Origin of the sequence: Inquilinus sp. CA228 (genome assembly GCF_052078665.1) — a bacterium.
GTDB lineage: Bacteria > Pseudomonadota > Alphaproteobacteria > DSM-16000 > Inquilinaceae > Inquilinus.
Genome location: NZ_JBQJIK010000060.1, coordinates 38,014 through 51,841 on the forward strand (window position 1 = coordinate 38,014; position 13,828 = coordinate 51,841).

Annotated in this window: 14 protein-coding genes; 8 read left to right on the forward strand and 6 right to left on the reverse strand. The window is 69.6% G+C overall.

Features of this window, described 5'->3' with window-relative positions:
* Positions 1–57 precede the first annotated feature (57 nt).
* From ACTOWL_RS26350 to ACTOWL_RS26385, 8 genes are all read left to right on the forward strand, one after another.
* Entirely contained in the window at positions 58–1,074 is a 1,017-nt protein-coding gene (locus ACTOWL_RS26350) for a LacI family DNA-binding transcriptional regulator (RefSeq protein WP_441324262.1), read from the forward strand.
* A 58-nt stretch (positions 1,075–1,132) separates the two neighbouring features.
* Positions 1,133–2,068 carry an ABC transporter substrate-binding protein gene (locus ACTOWL_RS26355; RefSeq protein WP_441324263.1) on the forward strand — a complete coding sequence of 312 codons (936 nt, stop codon included), beginning with the start codon at positions 1,133–1,135 and terminating at the stop codon, positions 2,066–2,068.
* Positions 2,069–2,135: 67 nt separating this feature from the next.
* Complete coding sequence (locus tag ACTOWL_RS26360) at positions 2,136–2,927, forward strand: ATP-binding cassette domain-containing protein (protein ID WP_441324264.1); 792 nt, start codon at positions 2,136–2,138, stop codon at positions 2,925–2,927.
* A 20-nt stretch (positions 2,928–2,947) separates the two neighbouring features.
* Positions 2,948–3,946 (forward strand): ABC transporter permease, encoded by a 999-nt coding sequence (locus ACTOWL_RS26365; RefSeq protein WP_441324265.1) that lies wholly within the window; start codon positions 2,948–2,950, stop codon positions 3,944–3,946.
* An 8-nt stretch (positions 3,947–3,954) separates the two neighbouring features.
* Positions 3,955–5,046 carry a phosphotriesterase family protein gene (locus ACTOWL_RS26370; protein WP_441324266.1) on the forward strand — a complete coding sequence of 364 codons (1,092 nt, stop codon included), beginning with the start codon at positions 3,955–3,957 and terminating at the stop codon, positions 5,044–5,046.
* 3 nt (positions 5,047–5,049) lie between these two features.
* On the forward strand, positions 5,050–5,814 hold the full coding sequence (locus ACTOWL_RS26375) for a glutamine amidotransferase (protein WP_441324267.1): 765 nt from the start codon (positions 5,050–5,052) through the stop codon (positions 5,812–5,814).
* 10 nt (positions 5,815–5,824) lie between these two features.
* Positions 5,825–6,745: a ribokinase gene (locus ACTOWL_RS26380; RefSeq protein WP_441324268.1), complete on the forward strand. Its 921-nt coding sequence runs from the start codon at positions 5,825–5,827 to the stop codon at positions 6,743–6,745.
* Positions 6,742–7,581 carry a BtpA/SgcQ family protein gene (locus ACTOWL_RS26385; RefSeq protein WP_441324269.1) on the forward strand — a complete coding sequence of 280 codons (840 nt, stop codon included), beginning with the start codon at positions 6,742–6,744 and terminating at the stop codon, positions 7,579–7,581. Before ACTOWL_RS26380 ends, ACTOWL_RS26385 begins: the two co-directional genes overlap by 4 nt.
* 103 nt (positions 7,582–7,684) lie before the next feature.
* Here ACTOWL_RS26385 and ACTOWL_RS26390 read toward each other — a convergent pair whose 3' ends face one another.
* The 6 genes from ACTOWL_RS26390 to ACTOWL_RS26415 form a co-directional block, all read right to left on the reverse strand.
* Positions 7,685–8,023, reverse strand: a complete 339-nt coding sequence (locus ACTOWL_RS26390) for a hypothetical protein (protein ID WP_441324270.1) — start codon at positions 8,021–8,023, stop codon at positions 7,685–7,687.
* Between the two features lie 132 nt (positions 8,024–8,155).
* Complete coding sequence (locus ACTOWL_RS26395; RefSeq protein WP_441324271.1) at positions 8,156–8,914, reverse strand: SDR family NAD(P)-dependent oxidoreductase; 759 nt, start codon at positions 8,912–8,914, stop codon at positions 8,156–8,158.
* Positions 8,915–8,945: 31 nt separating this feature from the next.
* Positions 8,946–9,719, reverse strand: coding sequence for an SDR family NAD(P)-dependent oxidoreductase (locus ACTOWL_RS26400; RefSeq protein ID WP_441324272.1), 774 nt, complete (start codon positions 9,717–9,719; stop codon positions 8,946–8,948).
* Complete coding sequence (locus tag ACTOWL_RS26405) at positions 9,716–11,098, reverse strand: glutamine synthetase family protein (protein ID WP_441324273.1); 1,383 nt, start codon at positions 11,096–11,098, stop codon at positions 9,716–9,718. Before ACTOWL_RS26405 ends, ACTOWL_RS26400 begins: the two co-directional genes overlap by 4 nt.
* Positions 11,095–12,507, reverse strand: coding sequence for a transaminase (locus tag ACTOWL_RS26410; protein ID WP_441324274.1), 1,413 nt, complete (start codon positions 12,505–12,507; stop codon positions 11,095–11,097). Before ACTOWL_RS26410 ends, ACTOWL_RS26405 begins: the two co-directional genes overlap by 4 nt.
* A 182-nt stretch (positions 12,508–12,689) precedes the next feature.
* Entirely contained in the window at positions 12,690–13,628 is a 939-nt protein-coding gene (locus ACTOWL_RS26415) for a GNAT family N-acetyltransferase (protein WP_441324275.1), read from the reverse strand.
* Positions 13,629–13,828 lie beyond the last annotated feature (200 nt).

The following is a 13,828-nucleotide window of genomic DNA, read 5'->3' on the forward strand; positions in this document are numbered from 1 at the left end:
TCGGAAACCGGTTTACTAAACCGGTTTCCGACCCTAGGATGCCGCTTCGGAGGCAGGATGGCGACCATTCGCGACGTCGCGCGGGAGGCGGGTGTTTCACCGGCCACGGTCTCGCGCTACCTGAACCGCAACATCGAGCTGCCGGCGGAGACCGCCGGGCGGATCGACGCCGCCTCGAAGCGGCTGGACTATCGCCCGAACCTGCTGGCCAAGCGCCTCAGCCTCGGCAGCTCCGAGACCATCGGCCTGGTCACGCCCGAGATCGCCAATCCGTTCTTCGCCGCGCTGGCCGCGGCGGCGGAGGCCGAGGCGCGGCGCGCGGGCTTCTCGATCCTGCTGAGCAGCACCGGCGGGGATCTGGAGATGGAGGCCGCCAGCATCGACCGGCTGGCCGCCCGCCATGTCGACGGCCTGCTGGTGCTGACCAACCGGGTCGATGACGGCCGCCTGCGCGACCTGATCGACGGGCGCACCGACGTGGTCGTGCTCGACGAGGACGTGCCTGGCGCCAGGGTCACCCGGATCTTCGTCGAGAACGAGGCCGGCGCCCGTGACGCCACCCGCCACCTGATCGCCGCGGGGCATCGCCGCATCGCCCATATCGGCGGCCCGGAGCGGCTGCTGAGCACGGAGGAGCGTTTCGCCGGCTTCGCCCGGGCCATGGCGGAGGCAGGGCTGGCGGTCGAGGACGGGCTGGTCCGCTTCGGCGCCTATGAACGGGATTTCGGGCGCGACGCCACCCGGGCGATCCTCGCCCATGGCCGGCCGACCGCCGTGTTCACCGGCAGCGACTACATCGCGATCGGCGTGCTGGAGGCGCTGGCGGCCCATGGCCTGTCGGTGCCCGGCGACCTGTCCCTCGCCAGCTTCGACGACATGCCCTTTGCGGACCTCCTCAGCCCGCCGATCACCACCGTGCGCCAGCCGATCGAGGCGCTCGGCCGGCTCGGCATCCGGACGCTGCTGGCGCAGATCCGGGGCGAGGAGACGCCGCCGATCCAACGCCTGCCCACCGAACTGGTGATCCGCAAATCCGTCGGACCGCCGCCGGGGAAGGCCAACACGGCAGGCTGATCGCGACACCTGCCGCCGGGGAAGAAACGCGACAACAACAGCACCAGAGGAGAGCTTCATGACCCGACTGAACGCATTGATGTCCGCCGCGGCGCTGGCGGCGATGCTGGCCTTCACCGCCCAGGCACAGGCCGAGACCATCGCGCTGGTGACGATCAACCAGCAGGCCCTGTTCTTCAACCAGATCAACCAGGGCGCGCAGAAGGCGGCCGACGCCGCCGGCGCCAAGCTGGTGATCTTCAACGCCAACAACGTGCCCAGCGCCCAGAACGACGCGATCGAGAATTACATCACCCAGAAGGTCGACGGCATCGTCCTGGTGGCGATCGACGTCAACGGCGTGAAGCCGGCGATCACCGCGGCCAAGCAGGCCGGCATCCCGGTGATCGCGGTCGACGCCCAGATCCCGGACGGCGACAACGCCGCCTTTGTCGGCGTCGACAACCTCAAGGCCGGCGAGGAGATCGGCAAGCACACCGCCGAGTATGTGAAGGCGCAGATGGGCGGCAGCGCCAAGCTCGGCGTCATCGGCGCGCTGAACTCCTTCATCCAGAACCAGCGGCTGGACGGGTTCAAGAAGGCGCTTACGGCGTCGGGGGTGAAGGTCGAGATCGTCGACACGGTGGATGGCCAGAACGTCCAGGACGTCGCCCTGACGGCGTCGGAGAACCTGATGACCGCCAACCCGGCCATGACCGCGCTCTACGCCACCGGCGAGCCGGCGCTGATCGGTGCCGTTTCCGCCGTCACCAGCCAGGGCCGCACCGGCGACATCAAGGTGTTCGGCTGGGACCTGACCGCCCAGGCGATCGCCGGCATCGACGCCGGCTGGGTCGCCGCGGTGGTCCAGCAGGACCCGGCCACCGAGGGCAAGGTCGCGGTCGAGAGCCTGCTGAAGCTGAAGAAGGGCGAGACCGTGCCGGCGATCATCAACGTGCCGGTCACCATCGTCACCAAGGCGAACGTCGACCAGTTCCGCGGCATGTTCAAGTAACCTGCCGAGGCTGCCCCTTCGCCCGGAGGGGCAGCCGCCGACGCAGCGATCAAGCATGGAGGGACCGTTGGACGAACCCGTCCGCGTCCGCATGAGCGGCATCTGCAAGCGCTACGGCGCGATCCAGACGCTCGAGAATGTCGACCTGACCCTGCGCCGCGGCGAGGTGCTGGGGCTGGTCGGCGACAACGGCGCCGGCAAGTCGACGCTGAGCAAGGTGCTGTCCGGCGCCGTGGTCCCGGATGCCGGCACGATCGAGATCGACGGCGCCGCGGTGCGGTTCGACAGCCCGGCCGATGCCCGCCGGCACCATGTCGAAATGGTCTACCAGGACCTGTCGCTGTGCGACACGGTCGACGTCGCCGGCAATTTGTTCCTGGGGCGCGAGCCGCGGCGCGGCGCCTTCGGCCTGTCCTTCCTCGACAAGGGCCGGATGCATGCCGAGGCGCGGACGATGCTGGACGGGCTGGGCATCCGCATCCCCAACACCTGGCTGAAGGTCGAGAACCTGTCGGGCGGCCAGCGCCAGAGCATCGCCATCGGCCGCGCCGCCTCCTTCGACCCCAAGGTGCTGATCATGGACGAGCCGACGGCGGCCCTGGCCGTGGCCGAGGTCGAGGCGGTGCTGGAGCTGATCCGCACCGTCAGCGCCCGCGGCGTCAGCGTCATCCTGATCACCCACCGGCTGCAGGACCTGTTCCTGGTCTGCGACCGGGTCCAGGTGATGTATGAGGGCCGCGCCATCGCCGAGCGCCAGATCGCCGACACCAATATCGAGGAGGTCGTCGACCTGATCGTCGGCCGGAAATTCACCGCCCGCTCGGCCCGCATGGCCGCGGGTCCGGAGGCGCGGGCATGAGCGCGGCAGGGAGCACTGCAATGACCGAGGACCGGAGCGGCACCGGGAAGGCCGACCGGCCGCCGGGGCTGCGCCACCAGGTGATGGCCAATGGCGGTGTCGCCAGCATCTTCCTGTTCTTCCTGGCGGTCTGCATCCTGTTCGGCCTGGTCACGGATGCCTTCCTGACCGAGGCCAACATCCTCAACATCCTGCGCCAGAGCGCGCCGCTGCTGATCGTCGCCACGGCGATGACCTTCGTCATCACCACCGGCGGCATCGACCTGTCGGTCGGTTCGATGCTCGGCCTGATCGGCGCCCTGTCGGCGGTGGCCCTGCAGGCCGGCGTGCCCTGGCCCCTGGCCCTGGTGGGGCTGGTGCTGCTGGGCGCCGCGATCGGTGCGGTGCAGGGCTTCTTCATCGCCTATGAGGGCATCCCCGCCTTCATCGTCACCCTGGCCGGGCTCGGCATCATCCGCGGCGTGGCCCTCTTGATCACCCAGGGCTATTCGATCCCGGTCGATCCCGGCAGCGCCTTCGTCATCATCGGCCGCGGCTGGGTGGCCGGGCTGCCGCTGCCGGCGATCATCGCTGTCGCGGTGCTGGCGCTCGGCATCCTGATCTTCACCCAGACCCGGTTCGGCCGCTACGTCACCGGCATCGGCGCCAATGCCGAGGCGGTGCGCCGCGCCGGGGTGAACATCCGGCGGGTGACCCTGCTGGTCTATGTCCTGTCCGGTGCCGCCGCGGCGCTGGCCGCCGTGGTGATCGCGGCGCGGCTGGGCAGCGGCTCGGCCAATGCCGGGGCGGGGTTCGAGCTCGACGTCATCGCCGCGGTGGTGCTGGGCGGCACCAGCCTGTTCGGCGGCCGCGGCACCATGATCGGCACCGTGCTGGGCGCCCTGACAGTGGCCGTGATCGGCAACGGCCTGATCCTGGCGCATATGTCGCCGTTCCTGACCCCCATCATCACGGGCGTGATCATCCTGATCGCGATCTGGCTCAACTTCCGGATCTTCCGGACCACGACCCGCCGCTGAGGCCCACCATGACGACCACTGACACCATCGGCGTGCGCTCCGGCCGGGTCATGACCGTGCTGGGGCCGATCGCGGTCGAGGCGATGGGCGTGACCCTGATGCATGAGCACATCCTGCTCGACACCTCCAGCTGGTGGCGCCGGCCCTGCTGCGCCAGCCACATCGCCCTGGCCGAGAAGCCGATCGACATCACCATGATCGGCGAGCTGCGGATGAACCCGTTCCTGAACCGGGACAACTGCTTCCTGCTCGACACCGACCTGGCGGTGGAGGAACTGGGCAAGTTCACCGAGCTGGGCGGCGCCACCGTGGTCGACCCGACCTGCCTGGGCATCGGCCGCGACCCGGAGGCGCTGCAGCGCATCAGCCGCCGCACCGGGCTGAACATCGTCATGGGCTCCGGCTACTACCTCGGCCAGTCGCATCCGGAGGAGGTGCGGACCATGGACGCCGACATCATCGCCGAGATGATCGTGCGCGACGTCGGCGGGGCGCCGCCGCCGGAGGATGACGACGCGCCGGTGATCCCGGCCGGGCTGATCGGCGAGATCGGCGTCAGCAAGGACTTCACGGCCGAGGAGGAGAAGTCGCTGCGCGGCGCCGCCCGCGCCGCGCGCCGCACCGGGGTGCCGCTGTCGATCCACCTGCCGGGGTGGGAAAGGCTGGCCCATCGCGTGCTGGACGTGATCGAGGAGGAGGGGGCGGATCTGCGGCACACCGTGCTGTGCCACATGAACCCGAGCCATGCCGATCTGCCGTATCAGAGGGCGCTGGCCGACCGCGGCGCCTTCCTGGAATACGACATGATCGGCATGGACTACTACTACGCCGACCAGAAGGCGCAGTCGCCGAGCGACGAGGAGAACGCCCGGGCGATCGTCAGCCTGATCGAGTCCGGCCATGAAGACCGGCTGCTGCTGTCGCAGGACGTGTTCCTGAAGATGATGCTGACCCGCTACGGCGGCTTCGGCTACGGCTACATCCTGAAGCATTTCGTGCCGCGGCTGCGCCGGCACGGCGTCGATCGCGCGACGATCGACCGGCTGCTGATCGACAATCCGCGGCGCGTCTTCTCCGCCGCCCACAACACCAAGGCCTGAGCAATGGCGAAGCACAAGATCCTGCTGGCGGGCGAATCCTGGGTCTCGACCGCGACCCACATCAAGGGCTTCGACCAGTTCCCGACCGTGACCTACCACCAGGGCGCCGAGCCGCTCTTGGAGGCGCTGAAGGACTCGCCCTTCGACATCCACTACATGCCGGCGCATCTGGCGCAGCGCGACTTCCCGCAGTCGCTGGAGGGCCTGCAGGCCTATGAAGCGGTGATCCTGTCCGACATCGGCGCCAACACGCTGCTGCTGCACCCCGACACCTGGGTGCACAGCAAGCGCACGCCGAACCGGCTGAAGCTGCTGCGCGACTATGTCCGCGGCGGCGGCGGCCTCTTGATGTTCGGCGGCTATTACAGCTTCCAGGGCATCAATGGCGGCGCCCGCTTCCACAAGACCGCGGTGGAGGAGGTGCTGCCGGTGGAGATCCTGCCGGTCGACGACCGGGTCGAGGTGCCGGAGGGCTTCGACCCCAGGCTCGTCGCCGACCACCCGATCCTGGCCGGGCTGCCGGGCCCCTGGCCGGCGCTGCTCGGCTTCAACGAGGTCAAGCCGAAGCCGGGGGCGCAGGTGCTGGCCACGGTCGGCGCGGAATACGGCGACCTGCCGCTGCTGGTGGTCGGGGAATACGGGCAGGGCCGCACCCTGGCCTGGACCTCCGACATCGGGCCGCACTGGCTGCCGCCGGACTTCGCCGCCTGGGACGGCTATGGCCGCCTGTGGTCGCAGGCCCTGGCCTGGACGATCGGGAAGGCGTAGTCCGTCCGCCATGACCGTCCACGTCGTCGGCAATGCCTGTCTCGACACCCTCTATCGGCTGCAGCGCTTCCCGGAGCCGGGGGAGACGATGGTGGCCGACGGCGTGGCAGAGGATCTGGGCGGGAAGGGGCTGAACCAGGCGGTCGCCGCGGCGCGCACCGGCGCCCGGGTCCGGCTGCTCGCCGCGGTCGGCTCGGACCGGCCGGGCGAGGCGGTGGCGGAACGGCTGGCGGCGGAGGGGATCGACGCCGCCGGGCTGGTCCGGCTCGATTGTCCGACCGACCGGTCGATGATCCAGGTCGATGCCGCCGGCGAGAACACCATCGTCAGCGTCACCGCCTGCGCCGACCGCTTCGACCCGCCGCAGGGCACCGATCTCGACACGGCGCTGAAGGCCGGCGACCTGCTGCTGATGCAGGGCAACCTGCGCATCGCGGCGGTGCGCGACGGCTTCGCCCTGGCCCGCAAGCGCGGCGCCGGCACCGTGCTGAACCCGTCGCCGATCCGCGATTCCTACGCCGCGGTGCTGCCGCTGACCGACCTGCTGGTGGTCAATCGGGGCGAGGCCTGCCGGCTGGGCGGCGACCCCGACCCGCACCGGGCGGCGCAGACCCTGCTGCGCCGCGGCGTGCCCATGGTCGTGGTCACCCTCGGGGCCGCCGGCGCGTCGCTGGTCACGGCGGAAGGGCGGCGAGACTTTGCCGCACCCGCGGTGACGGCGGTCGACACCGTCGGTGCCGGCGACCTGCTGTGCGGCGTGCTGGCCGGGCTGCTCGACCTCGGCGCCGCGATCGAGACGGCGCTGCCCACGGCCATCCAGGCCGCTGCCATCGGCGTGACCCGGCCGGGCGTCCTGTCTTCCTTTCCGACACGGGCGGAGATCGCAGCGATCCTGCCCGCATCCCTGGCCCGAGGAGGGGCCGAGCGATGACCGAGACCAAAGCCGTCGCCGAGACCCGTGGCCACGCCATCCGCGACATCTTCGGCCGGACCAAGGCGGTGATCGGCGTCGTCCACCTGCTGGCGCTGCCGGGCGCGCCGCAGTACCGCGGCGGCGGGGTGGACCCGATCATCGACCGGGCCATGGCGGATGCCGAGGCCTATCTGGCCGGCGGCTGCGACGGGCTGATCGTCGAGAACCACGGCGACATCCCGTTCTCCAAGCCGGACGACATCGGGCCGGAGACGGCATCGCACATGGCGGTGATCGCCGACCGCATCCGGCGCCAGTTCGGCAAGCCGATCGGCATCAACGTGCTGGCCAACGCCGCGATCCCTGCCTTCGCCATCGCTTCGGCGGCCCAGGCGGCCTTCATCCGGGTGAACCAATGGGCCAACGCCTATGTCGCCAATGAAGGCTTCGTCGAAGGCGAGGCGGCGCGGGCCCTGCGCTACCGCGCCCGGCTGCGGGCCGACGGCATCCGCGTCTTCGCCGACGCCCATGTCAAGCACGGCGCCCACGCCATCACCGGCGACCGCTCGGTGGAGGAGCTGGTGCGGGATGTCGAATTCTTCGATGCCGATGCGGTGATCGCCACCGGCCAGCGCACCGGCCACGCCGCCGACCTCGATTACATCCGCACCATCGCCGGGGCCACCACGCTGCCCTCGCTGGTCGGCAGCGGCGTGACGCCGGAGAACGTCAACGCCATCCTGAGCGTGGTCGACGCAGTGATCGTCGCCAGCGCGCTGAAGCGGGACGGGGTGTGGTGGAACCCGGTCGACCCGGCCCGCGTCCGCAGCTTCATTGCAAGCATCGACCGGTGAGGGCGGCGATCGCCCTCTTGCGGTGCTGCATCATGAGCACCTGAGTGGTGCACCATAGATCCAGATCGGAAGGGAGGAGAGGCACCGGGCCACGACAGCACGGCTAGTCACATCTGCGGTAGGTGTTCTCATCGACTATCGCCACCCAATACCAATTGGGCGGCGAGCCCCAGGAGCGCTGCTCCAGCACGCCATCGAATTCGAATACGTCGCTGGGTTCCAAACAAAAGACCGTCACCGGCATCCCGGCGCGAAACGCCGGATCATTTTCCGCCGGTATCCACACGGCCCCATCTGGATCACAGGTGTTGAAGTCCACCCCGATGCGCAACCTTGTCATCATCGACGGATAGTTCCCTTGGATGTTGATGATGTCAATCCACGAGGGGGTGCCGGCCCGAGAAGCTCTCAATCCTCTCGCGGCCCGTCCGGAGAGCTTCAAGATCCAATTCCCAGTACACGATCTTCGGCCAGCGCATCGTCGCCAGCGCGCTGAAGCGGGACGGCGTGTGGTGGAACCCGGTCGACCCGGACCGGGTGCGCCGCTTCATCGCCGGCATCGACCGGTAGGCGCTCAGCCCACCTTGCGTTCCTGCAGGATGTTGCCGCCGTCCACGACAAGCAGCGAGCCGTTCACATAGCTCGCTTCGGCCGACGCCAGGAAGGCGACGGCCGCCGCCACCTCGTCGGGTGTCCCCGCCCGGCCGGGCGGCGTGTGCCGGGCGGCGATCCGCTCTTCCTCCGTCGAGGACCCGGTCTCGATCCAGCCCGGCGCGACCGCATTTGCGGTCACTCCGTAGCGGGCGACCTCGAGGGCCAACGCGTGGGTCAGCCCCACCATCCCGGCTTTCGCCGCCGAATACGCCGCCTCCCCCGGATTGGAGACCAGGGGACCCGTCACGGACGCGACATTGACGATGCGGCCGCCCCGCCCGCTTTCCGTCATCGCGCCGAGGAAGGCGCGCGTCACCAGGAACGCCGTCTTGAGGCTGACATCGATCCCGGCGTCCCAGTCGGCTTCGTCCAGTTCCAGGAACGGGCGCTGCATGGCAGGCGCGGCCACCGATCCCATGCCCGCATTGTTGACCAGGATATCGACGGCTCCCACCTCCTGGCGCAGGCGTGAGACTTCGGCAGCCTTGGTCAGGTCCGCCGTGCAGGAGGTCACGTCGAGGCCTTCCGCCCGCAGTTCCGCGGCGCGGGCATGGATGCGGTCGGTCGCCCCGGTGATGAAGATGGTGAGGCCCCGGTCCGCGAGCCTGCGCGCGATCGCGATGCCGATGCCGTCCCTGGCGCCGGCGCCGGTGACGAGGGCTGTGGTGAAGACGGTCATCGCATCGGCCTTCCGGGTTCTCGAAGACGTCTCAGTAGCCGGCGGTGACGCCGAAATCGATCGGCAGCGCGACCCCCGTGATCGGTGCCGCCTTGTCCTCGCACAGGAACTGCACCAGCCGGGCCACTTCCTCGGCCCGGATGAAGCGTGCCGACCGGCCCTGGGGATAGTGCTTGAGCAGATTGGCCCGATAGCCGTCCTGGTCGCCGCCGCCATAGATCTCGGCCTGCCGGTCCAGCATGGGCGTCGCCACGTCGGCCGGGCAGACGGCGTTGACCCGGACACCTTGCGGTGCCAGCTCGAGCGCCAGGGCCTTGGTCAGGAGCACAAGCCCGCCCTTCGAGGCGCAGTAGACGGCAGCGCCATTGTTGCCGACCAGGCCGGCATCCGATGCGATGTTCACCACCGCGCCGCGCGACCGCACCAGATGGGGAATGGCCGCCGAGATCATGAAGAAGGCGCCCTTGAGATTGACGTCGAGGACGCGGTCCCATTCGTCCTCCGCGACCTTCGCCGAGGGGCCTTCCAGCCAGACCCCGGCGGCGTTGACCAGCACGTCGATGCCGTTGCCCCAGGCCGCCGCCCGCTCGACCGCGCGGCGGCATTGCTCGACCGATCGAATGTCGAGCTCGATCACGGTGCCGTCGGCCTTGATCTCCGCCAGCACGGCCGCGGCGGCCAGGGTGCGGTCCCCCGGCAGATCGGCGATGGTGATCCTGTCGCCCGCGGCGGCGAAGGCCCTGGCGATCTCGATCCCCATGCCGCCGGCCCCGCCGACGACAACGACGTGGCGGCCTGCCGTCATATGACGCCTCCATAATAGGCGAACTCTTCCGCGGTCACCTCGGCGGCGAAGCGGACATATTCGGCTCGCTTGAGCGCGACGAAGACGGCGGCGAGCCGCTCGCCCAGCGCGTCCTTGATGAAGCCGGACCCGGCGGCCCGCTCGATCGCCGATCGCCAGTCGGGCGGCAGGGCGCCGTCGTCGCCGCTGCTGTAGGAGGACGCCTCCGCATCCGGCTGAAGCTGGTTCCGGATCCCGTGGCGCATGCCGGCGAGAACCGTCGCCGCCACCAGATAGGGGTTGGCGTCGACGCTGGGCGAGCGATGCTCGAAATGCCGGTTCGCCGGGCTGCCGGCGGGCACCCTGATCGCGACGCTGCGGTTGTTGCGCCCCCAGGTCGGGGCCGTCGGGGCGTAGCTGTTGCGGGCAAACCGGCGCCAGGAGTTGAGGTTGGGGGCGAACACCAGCATCGACTCCGCCATGGTCTGCTGCACGCCGGCGATCGCCTGCCGCAGCAGCGGCGCCAGATCGTCGCCCGCGTCGGCGAACAGGTTGCGGCCCGACGGGTCCGCCAGGCTGGCGTGCAGATGCATGCCGGAGCCGGCGCGATCGGCGAAGGGCTTGGCCATGAAGTTGGCCCGCATGCCATGGCGCAGTGCCAGGCCCCGGACCAGGCGCTTGAGCATCACCAGGTCATCCGCCGCGCGCAGGCCGTCGTCACGATGGCGCAGGGTCAGCTCATACTGGCCGGGCGCGTATTCCGAGATCAGCGTCTCGACCGGCAGCGTCTGCACCGCGGCGCAGTCGTAGAGCGCTTCGGTGAAGGGGGTTAGCTGGTCGAGCGCGTCCACGCTGTAGACCTGGTTTCCCCGCGGATGCTCTCCCGTCAGCGGCATCCGCGCGGCCCTCGGCTTGCCGAGGGCGTCGGGTTCCGCGTCGAGGAGATAGAACTCCAGCTCGAATGCCAGGACGGGGGACAGGCCCACCGATCGGCACCGCTCGATCTGGCCCGCCAAAGCGTGGCGCGGGTCGGCCGCCATCGGCGAGCCGTCGAGCTCATACAGGCTGACCCGGACTTCGCCGCGCCGGGGCGAGGTCCAGGGCAGCTCCACAAGGGACCCCGGAATGGGCCAGGCCAGGCGGTCGGCATCGCCGTCATCCCACACCAGCCCGGTCTCCTCGACATCGGCGCCGGAGATGTCGAGGCCCAGGATCGACCCCGGCAGGTGGCGGCCGGAGCGGTAGAGCGACAGGAGCTCGTGCCGCCGGATGATCTTGCCGCGCGCCACGCCGTTGGCATCGATCAGCACGAGGTCGAAGGCCGCGATGCCGTCATGCTTCGCCAGGAAGGCCTCGGCTTCCTCGATCGGTGCGGCGCCGATGGGCCGGGCACCGCTCACTTGGCCACCGCCGTGGCCGTCAATCGCGACAGGACCTGCCCGAAGCCGGCGACCAGCCCCGTCACCTGCGGTTCGGAGGTCGTCGGCGCCACCAGGACCATGTTGTGGAACGGGGTCAGCAGATAGCCGCGGTTGAGCAGCGCGAGATGAATCGCCTTCTGCACCACGGGAATGGCCGCGGCGCGGGCTTCGGCCGCATTCCTGACGAGGCTGGGCGCGAACACGACCTCCAGCCTGGCGCCGACGCGGCTGACATGCCACGGCAGTCCGGCGCTGCCGATCGCGGCGGAGAACCCCGCTTCGACCTGGTCGGCGAGCCTGTTCATCGTCGCATACGCCGCGCCGGTCATGACCGTCTCCAGGCACGCCCGCAGGCACGCCAGCTGCAGCGCGCTTCCCGACAGCGTCGTGCCGATGCCGGAATGGCCGATGCCGCTCTTGCGGGCCCGGACCGCGTCGAGCCGGCCCGCGATCGCCTCGGTCATGCCCCAGACCGCCACGGGCACGCCGCCGCCGACGGGCTTGCCGACGACGAGGATGTCGGGCTCGAGCCCATGGGTCTTCGTGTAGCCGCCGAGCCCGGTCGAGATCGTGTGCGTCTCGTCGATGTGCAGCAGCGTTCCGTGCGCCCGGGTCAGCTCGCGCAGCGCTGTGTGGAATCCGGCCTGCGGCAGGATCATGCCGCAATTGGTCATCACCGGCTCGGCGACGACGCACGCGATCTCACCCGTCGCCAGCACGGTTTCGAGGGCGGGCAGGTCGTTGAAGGGGATGCAGACCGTGGTCTCGGCCAGATCGACCGCCTGGCCCAGCAGGTTCTCCCGGCCGACCGTCCGCCCGTCCACGAGGTCGACCAGCGTCTCGTCGGCCGCGCCATGGTAGCAGCCGTCGAACACCAGGATCTTGCGCCGGCCCGTGACGGCGCGGGCGACCCGGAAGGCGAAGCGGTTGGCATCGCTGGCCGTGGCCGTCACCTGCCACCGCGACAGGCCGAAGGTCTGCGACAGGAGGCGGCCGACCACGCCGACATCCCCGGAGGGCAGCATGGTGGTGAGGCCGATCTCGGCCGTCCGCGCCAGCGCTTCGAGAATGGCCCCCGGCCCATGCCCGAACATGGCGCCGGTATCGCCGAGGCAGAAGTCGACGGCAGCGTTGCCGTCGATATCGGTCACGTCGCTGCCGCTGGCGGTGGACAGCGCCATCGGGAACGGCATCGGCCAATCGCGCATCCAATGCAGCGGCACCTGGTTGAGGAAGCCGGACGAGGTGTCGTCGAACAGGGCTTTGCTGCGGGGGTGCCGGTCGACGAAGGTCGCAGTCTCTTCGGCGAGGACCCGGTGGGCAACGGCGGATATCGCAGCGACGCTCCCGCGAGGGCCGTGCTGCTGGCTTGACTGGCTATCGAGCACTCCGGATCCCCTGCGTCATCGAATTGTGATCACATTGCCTTGGGGTATGGGGGCTGTCAACCTCTGGTCGAGGCCATCTCTCTACAAAATGGCGGATTTTCTGGGGAGATGTCGTGGCCATCCGCGGTGTCTGGCGGCGGTGTCAAAATATGTGATCACAAAAACAATACCCGCTCCGGGCTTTATCTCGCGACCTTGATCTGCGGCAGATCCCGGGTCAGTTGGCGAAAGCCGACGCCGTAATACAGGGTCCGGGCGGCCGGGTGCGCCGGCGCGCCAAGGCAGGCGACCAGCATGCGGTTCGCGCCGGCCGCCCTGGCCAGATGCATGCCGTGCAGCTGCAACGCGGTGCCCAAGCCCCGTCGCCGGAAGTCCCGGTGTGTGCCGACGGGCTCGAATTCGGCGGTTTGCGTCGACTCGTCCAGCCAGATGATCGCGGTCGCGGCCAAGGTGCCGTCCGGTGCCGCGATCAGCGGATGCAGATCGGCCCGATACGGCCAGGTCTGCCGGACCCGCTCGAACGCCCTCTCGGTGAGACTGGCCGGATGCCACGCGGCCCGATGCGCCTTGACCGCGTCCGCCGCCGAGACGTCCTCGGCCGCCAGAAACCGGAATCCCTCGGGCAGCACCGGATCCGGCACGTCCGTCAGCTCCCGCACATTGAACTGCACCCAGGACCCGTCATCCGAACCGGCTTCCGCATCGAATGCGTATCCGTGCGCGGCGACGATGGGATGCGCCTGCACATCCGCGGACTGTACCGTCAGCAACCGGTCGACGCCGCCGGCCACATCGTCGTACCAGTCCAGGATCCCGGCCAGCAGCTCCGGCCGGTCCGGATGCGCCTGCCAGATCAGGTTGGCCGCCTTGGCCTCACGGAACGTCCCGTCGCCGCGCGGGACCCGGTGAGGCAGATGCGCCCAGCCCCACGCGGCCAGCCGGCCGTCGACGAACCACAATCGGTGCCGCCAGAACCGGCTGAGCGCGTCGACATCCTTGGCCCAGACCCAGGCCAGCTCGCCAACGGTCGCGTCGCCGTTCAGCAGCTCCGGCCGCAGCGCGGTCACCTGCTGGGCCAGGCCCTGCATCAGCCGGAGTTCGGTCGGGCCAAGATCGTCCATGCGGGCACCTTGGCAAGGCCGGACCGTGCTGTCGAGGGCATGCGGTCAGGAGGGCGCAGACCGAGTCCTGCCGCCCTAGGCAGTGTGGACGAATTGACTCAGGTATCGGTTTGAGGATTCCGCCAAGAGACTCGATGTGATTCATGGAATGCCGGCTGGTTCGGAGGTCGGCGATGTTGACGAGAATGACGGAGACGGAT

Bases quoted from the DNA above. Each gene is read 5' to 3' on its own strand.
- ACTOWL_RS26350 (WP_441324262.1), top strand. From the start codon at position 58: ATGGCGACCATTCGCGACGTCGCGCGGGAGGCGGGTGTTTCACCGGCC.
- ACTOWL_RS26355 (WP_441324263.1), top strand. From the start codon at position 1,133: ATGACCCGACTGAACGCATTGATGTCCGCCGCGGCGCTGGCGGCGATG.
- ACTOWL_RS26365 (WP_441324265.1), top strand. From the start codon at position 2,948: ATGACCGAGGACCGGAGCGGCACCGGGAAGGCCGACCGGCCGCCGGGG.
- ACTOWL_RS26370 (WP_441324266.1), top strand. From the start codon at position 3,955: ATGACGACCACTGACACCATCGGCGTGCGCTCCGGCCGGGTCATGACC.
- ACTOWL_RS26375 (WP_441324267.1), top strand. From the start codon at position 5,050: ATGGCGAAGCACAAGATCCTGCTGGCGGGCGAATCCTGGGTCTCGACC.
- ACTOWL_RS26380 (WP_441324268.1), top strand. From the start codon at position 5,825: ATGACCGTCCACGTCGTCGGCAATGCCTGTCTCGACACCCTCTATCGG.
- ACTOWL_RS26385 (WP_441324269.1), top strand. From the start codon at position 6,742: ATGACCGAGACCAAAGCCGTCGCCGAGACCCGTGGCCACGCCATCCGC.
- ACTOWL_RS26395 (WP_441324271.1), bottom strand. From the start codon at position 8,914: ATGACCGTCTTCACCACAGCCCTCGTCACCGGCGCCGGCGCCAGGGAC.
- ACTOWL_RS26400 (WP_441324272.1), bottom strand. From the start codon at position 9,719: ATGACGGCAGGCCGCCACGTCGTTGTCGTCGGCGGGGCCGGCGGCATG.
- ACTOWL_RS26415 (WP_441324275.1), bottom strand. From the start codon at position 13,628: ATGGACGATCTTGGCCCGACCGAACTCCGGCTGATGCAGGGCCTGGCC.